Raw genomic sequence first — 4,382 nt, forward strand, 5'->3', positions numbered from 1 at the left:
AAAAGAAAAAATACTTTCTTTTGACTTTTTACTTTTGCCTTTTATGACTGAATCAGCTGTATTTACTCAGCGCTCAGCACCTGGGATCACTTTGAAGGTTGGCGCTTCCATTGCGCGATCGCCTGCTGCGCTTTTGCATAGGCTGGTGTATTTTTTGGCACTAAAGATGCTGTCGCAATAGCAGCTTTAGTATCTCCTCCAGACGCGCGTTGATTAGCCAAATTGAGAATGCTTTGACTCCATAAAGCTATAGACTTCTGAGCTTCGGTATACGCTGGCTGACCGGCGGGGATTTTGCGAGCCACAACGATCGCCTTGTTATAAGAAGAAGCTTCTCCCGGCTTAACCAATCCCTTGGCGCTTTGCAACGTCTTTGTGTAAGCTTGCTGCTGTTTGACGACACCACTCCACTGTTTGATTGACTTTTGTGCTTGGGCGTAAATCGGCTGCGGGTCTTTGGGTATCAAGTTAGCTGCGGCAATCGCCCCACTGTAATTTCCCCGTTGGGCACGTCCTTGCGCCGTATCCAGAATAATCTGACTCCAGCGCTCGATCGAATCCTGCGCTTCATCGTAGTAAGGTTGACCGGATTTAATTAAACTGGCTGTAGCGATCGCCTGACTGTACTGGGAAACTTGATTATTTTGAAGAAAGGTTTTCGCCTTATTCAACCGTTCCTGATTGATCTGTTCTACCGACTTAGGTTTAGCTCCCTTCTGCCCGGACTTGGATGACACAGCATCAGAGGATGTACCACCTTGACGACCCGCTGTTTGCTGACGTAAAGGACGCCCAAACAGACTCATCAATAAAAGTACTAAAAGCAGTAAGCCGCCTCCCCAAAGCAGCATTTGTCGCCAAAATGTTCCTTCTTCGTCATCATCATCTTCTTCTGCCAGGATTGCATTTTTGGAATTACCGGGATGACCGTTTTTTGCCTGCGTAGTCGAGGTCGAGCTCGAAACAGCTGCTGGCTCATCTTGCAAATCGGAACGGGGTTCGATATCGTCCAAATTTCCGTTGAATGGATTTTCCATACTGGGTATGCTTGCTATTGTTTGCATATTGTGCTGTGCAGCCACAAAACTGGGGTTGACAGTTCCACTCACTCCTGCTTCCGCAGTTGTGCTATTACGTTCTTCTGCTTCAGCATAGTAGCCGCTGGCCACAGGGACTCTCAGATCGGGCAAAATCACCTGATGGCTTTTTGTCGCAGGATGTACCACTACCACAGGTTCTTGTCGGGGACGCCAATGGAGTTCGCATAACTCAGGCAGGCGTTCGCTCAGGTAACGCTTCAGAGTCGCGATACTCGTATCGCCTCCTTCCGTCCGTAGCCCTTCCAAGAGAGCGGCTGTAAACAAGCCATGCTGTAAATCGGAAGCTTCGTGAGAGAATTGGGTTGGCTGACAGGAAAGGATTGTGGGTATTTCCAGTGCGCGAGCTAATTCCACGGTTTGACTGCCTACCTGGGCACCAGCTTGGGTTCCTCCAGCTCGGTTTATATCAAGCAAAACCAGTTGCATTGAGGCTTTTGCATCCTTCAGGCTCTCGTATATCCATCGTATGGGGATGCCTGTGCCTGCAATATCGGCTGGGTTGCCATCAATAGGCATCAGGTATTCCTCTCCGTTGGATTTGAGGCCGTAGCCGCTAAAAAAGAACCACACTTGGTCTCCTTCTTGCAACCCCTCTTGGCACAGCCAGTACATCCACAACTTAATATTTTCACTCCTTGGATAAGTGGAGTGGCCCGCGATGTACGGTGATGTATCGGAGAACAGCAGACAGCGCTCCGGCATAAAACCACCCCGACCCACAAGGAAATTCCAGATTGCTTGTGCATCTGCTTGGGCATAACCTAGAGGTTGCAGGTATTGATATTGGTTAATACCGATTGCCATTAGCCAGTGATTGCTCATACAAGATGTCCCTCATGTCAACGACACTAATAGATTGTTATTAAGGATCTGAATATCAGAAATTTCAAGGTAAGAGCTTTACAATGCGAATTGCTTCTTTGAGTTTAGCGGCCTTATTGGGATTGACTGGAACTTTTTTGGCTTTGGAAGGGGCGATCGCACCGCCAATAGCTCAAGCTTATACCTCTCGCGTTAATATTACTCTCGATCGACAACCAAATGAATCCTATGCCACTTTGGTTCGCAGAGCCGAGGCCGTAGCTAGAGCCGCAGCTCAGCGTAGCTTCGACAATGACATTTTAGTCACAGAAGCTGCCATTATCATCACAGGCCAACATATTGGTTTGTCCGCACCGATTTTGACTTTGCAGGTCAGTCGCGATAACTGGAAAAACCATCCGGATACCATGCGTTGGGCTACCTACTATCCCAAATCTAAGCAGCTGCTGAGGATTGATGACCCTACTCCCGTGGCGGTTGCTTCTCCAGTACAGCAAAGGCCAGAACCTACTCTGGGCACCGGTGTTATTCAAACTACCCTGAGATGGTCTACTACTGACGACCTTGACTTGGAAATCACCGATCCCAGCGGTCAAAGGGTTTTCTTCCAAAATAAGAGAGTGGCGTCGGGAGGTCAGCTTGACGTTGATAGCAATGCAGGTTGTCAAAATACCATTACAAATCCCGTCGAAAATATTTTTTGGCCTGCATCAGGAGCTCCTCCGGGTAATTACACTGTCAAAGTCAACCTTTACCAACGCTGTGCAACGCAAACAGGGCCAGTGCCATTCAGGTTGAGGTTACTGGTACAAGGTAATACGCGGGAATTGACAGGAAATGTCGATGATTCCAATCAAACTGTTAGTTTTCCTTTCTCAATAGCACCCCCTGGCTCGACAACACCCGGACAATTGCCAAACGGCCCCTCAAATGGTAGAGGTACGGGCCCTCAACAGTCTGCACCCGCCACAACACCTGGGCGCACTCCAGCCAATCGCACCAATAATCAACCCACCAATCGCAGCAGTAGCGGTACGCAGCGGTCTAATCCAGCCAATAATTCCGGACGTTCTGCTACCAATCGCAGCAGTAGCGCTACACAAAGACCTAATACAGCTAATAATTCCAGACGTTCCGCGACCAACACTACAGCTAGTTTCCTTTCTAGTTTGGAAAGAGGTATTGTTGCGGAAATGAACCGCGCTAGGACGAATCCCCCCGCCTATGGTGCGATATTGCAGAGCCAGAGACGGTATTACAAAGGCAATCGACTGGAATTGCCAGGACAAATTCCGATTATTACCAAGGAAGGCGTTAGGGTAGTTGATGAAACGATTAACTTTTTGAAATCGACCCGTCCGGTACCAGCACTTAACGCCTCCAGAGGTATGTCCTTGGGGGCTAGCGATCATGTGCGAGACCAAGGGCCAAAAGGCGCGACAGGTCACTATGGAAGCGATCGCAGCAATCCTTCTTCTCGCGTCAACCGGCACGGCTCCTGGCTGGTCACTGTAGGCGAAAATATCAGTTACGGCCCTGACACAGCCCAACAAGTAGTTATGCAGTTAATTATTGATGATGGAGTTCCCGATCGCGGTCACAGAATCAATATGTTTAACCCTGCTTTCCGCATCACTGGTGTTGCCTGTGGCCCGCACAAAGTATACAGAACCATGTGCGTGATTACCTATGCCGGAGGTTATAGAGAGAAGTAAGAAAATCGAGCGGGGGAGTGGGGGAGCAGGGCAGAAAATGTCGGTATATGGACTTTTCTATAGACATTCCAAAATAATCGACATTACAGATCTTTTCAGGTGACCAGCCAGCTCCGGGTCGGTAAATCAGTCTATGGGCAAGGTACTTTGTATTCCATGATGTAGATTAGAGGCGCAATAGCTCAGAGCTAGCGTTAAGGGGAAGATAACTCAAACGCGATCGGTCGATCGCGATCGAGGAGCTAGAGCTAATTATGTCTAAGCCAAATCTGTTTGTATCCAACCCCTCTTTGAAGACAAAGTTACATGAAAAAGGAAGCCTTGCCCTTTCTCGCTCAATCCGCTTTTTAAGTGTAAGAGTCCCTGTTTCACTGCTAAGTTTAGTAGCCTTGATGGGGTTCTCAGGCAGTTTCTGGTTTTCTAACCAAGCGAATGCACAAAATGCAGGCACTCGCCCAACACAAACCACACAGAGAGCCGATGTCGCTCGCGTTAATCTTACCCTCAACAGTCAGCCGAATGAAAGCTACGACACGCTGATCCGCAGAGCGGAAGCAGCTGCAAGAGATGTAGCTGGACGTAGTTTCAGCCAAAACGCTGCGATTAGAGGAGTTGCTGTCACAATTTTGGGCCAAAATGCCGGTTCGATCGCGCCTCTTCTTTCCCTACAAGTAAATCGTCAAAATTGGATAAGTCAGCCCGACACGCAACGCTGGGCTACATATTTCAAAAACGCTCCCACTCT

2 protein-coding genes and 1 pseudogene are annotated in these 4,382 nt (G+C 48.6%); 2 read left to right on the forward strand and 1 reads right to left on the reverse strand.

Annotation, left to right across the window (positions count from 1 at the left end):
* Positions 1–86: 86 nt before the first annotated feature.
* On the reverse strand, positions 87–1,922 hold the full coding sequence (locus tag H6S82_RS19970; RefSeq protein ID WP_190462600.1) for a caspase family protein: 1,836 nt from the start codon (positions 1,920–1,922) through the stop codon (positions 87–89).
* A gap of 83 nt (positions 1,923–2,005) precedes the next feature.
* On the opposite strand from H6S82_RS19970, the gene H6S82_RS19975 reads away from it, so the two are divergent.
* Both H6S82_RS19975 and H6S82_RS19980 read left to right on the forward strand, forming a co-directional pair.
* Entirely contained in the window at positions 2,006–3,637 is a 1,632-nt protein-coding gene (locus tag H6S82_RS19975; RefSeq protein ID WP_191056605.1) for a CAP domain-containing protein, read from the forward strand.
* Between the two features lie 254 nt (positions 3,638–3,891).
* A pseudogene (locus H6S82_RS19980) lies at positions 3,892–4,382 on the forward strand (hypothetical protein); the annotation flags it as partial.

The organism is Planktothrix sp. FACHB-1355 (genome assembly GCF_014748295.1).
GTDB classification, from domain to species: domain Bacteria; phylum Cyanobacteriota; class Cyanobacteriia; order Cyanobacteriales; family Aerosakkonemataceae; genus Aerosakkonema; species Aerosakkonema funiforme_A.

Bases quoted from the DNA above. Each gene is read 5' to 3' on its own strand.
- H6S82_RS19970 (WP_190462600.1), bottom strand. From the start codon at position 1,922: ATGAGCAATCACTGGCTAATGGCAATCGGTATTAACCAATATCAATAC.
- H6S82_RS19975 (WP_191056605.1), top strand. From the start codon at position 2,006: ATGCGAATTGCTTCTTTGAGTTTAGCGGCCTTATTGGGATTGACTGGA.